At 67.3% G+C, this 1,045-nt stretch carries 2 protein-coding genes; both read left to right on the top strand.

Annotated elements, in window-relative coordinates; all coding sequences use genetic code 11:
* Positions 1-450, top strand: a 450-nt coding sequence (locus WDW90_RS37460) for an Hsp20 family protein (protein ID WP_336492780.1), incomplete at its 5' end; no start/stop codon positions are given.
* Between the two features lie 89 nt (positions 451-539).
* A partial coding sequence (locus tag WDW90_RS37455) for an Hsp20/alpha crystallin family protein (RefSeq protein ID WP_336492779.1) occupies positions 540-1,045 on the top strand: 506 nt, incomplete at its 3' end.

Genomic DNA, 1,045 nt, shown 5'->3' with positions numbered 1-1,045 from the left:
CGCTCGTCCGTCGGTTTCGACCGGCTTCTCGATCTGCTCACCCAGGCCGAGCGGGTCGAGCCCTCCGCCGCTTGGCCACCCTACAACATCGAGAAGGTGGCTGAGGACGAGTACCGCATCACCATGGCGGTCGCGGGCTTCACGCCCGACGAGATCGAACTCACCCAGCACGATACCGCGCTCCTGGTGGCTGGCCAGAAGAAGGGCCAGGACGGCGAGCACCAGTACCTGCATCGTGGCATCGCGGCCCGCACCTTCCGCCAGACCTTCAATCTGGCCGAGCATGTAAGGGTCACGGGTGCCACCCTGGAGAATGGCCTGCTGACGGTCGAGCTCAAGCGCGAGGTGCCCGAGGCGCTGAAGCCGCGACGCATCGCGATTGGCGGCGCGCCAGAAGGCGGCCAGGACAACAAGCCTGCCCAGATCGAGGGTCAGGCCAAGGTCGCCTGAGCACCCCTTCGACGATGAACATGAACTCGCGGGCAGACCAACCCGCGAGGGAGGTCACACGCCTTCAACCATGCTGATGGAGATGAGCCATGAGTGTGAGAGATCTGATCCCGTGGGGCCGCAGCACGAGCGCCCCGATGCCGAGCCGGATGCGGGACGAGCCCATGAGCCCCTTCCTGCAGCTTCACCGCGAGATGAACCGCCTGTTTGACGACGTCTTCTCAGGACTCGGAAGCGGCATGCCCGGGTTGGCGACGCGCGGCCTTGGCTGGCCGAGCGTCGAGATGGTCGAGACCGAGCAGGGTCTGCGCGTCTCGGCCGAGCTGCCTGGCCTGGAGGAGAAGGACGTCGAGCTCACGATCGACGACGGCGTCCTGACGCTGCGCGGCGAGAAGCGGGCGGAGACGACGGACAAGGAGCGCGGCTTTACGGAGCGCTCCTACGGCCGCTTCGAGCGAGTGCTCGCGCTGCCCTTCGCGGTCGAAGAGGACAAGGCCGAGGCGTCGTTCAAGAACGGCGTGCTCAGCGTGAGCCTGCCCCGCTCGGCCAAGGCGCCGGAGCACGGGCGGCGCATCGCGATCAACGGCGCCAAGGC

The sequence above is a fragment of the Methylobacterium nigriterrae genome (genome assembly GCF_037106235.1).
Lineage (GTDB): Bacteria > Pseudomonadota > Alphaproteobacteria > Rhizobiales > Beijerinckiaceae > Methylobacterium > Methylobacterium nigriterrae.
The sequence above is the reverse complement of the archived record's forward strand: the minus strand, read 5'-3'. Positions and strand labels throughout refer to the sequence as shown.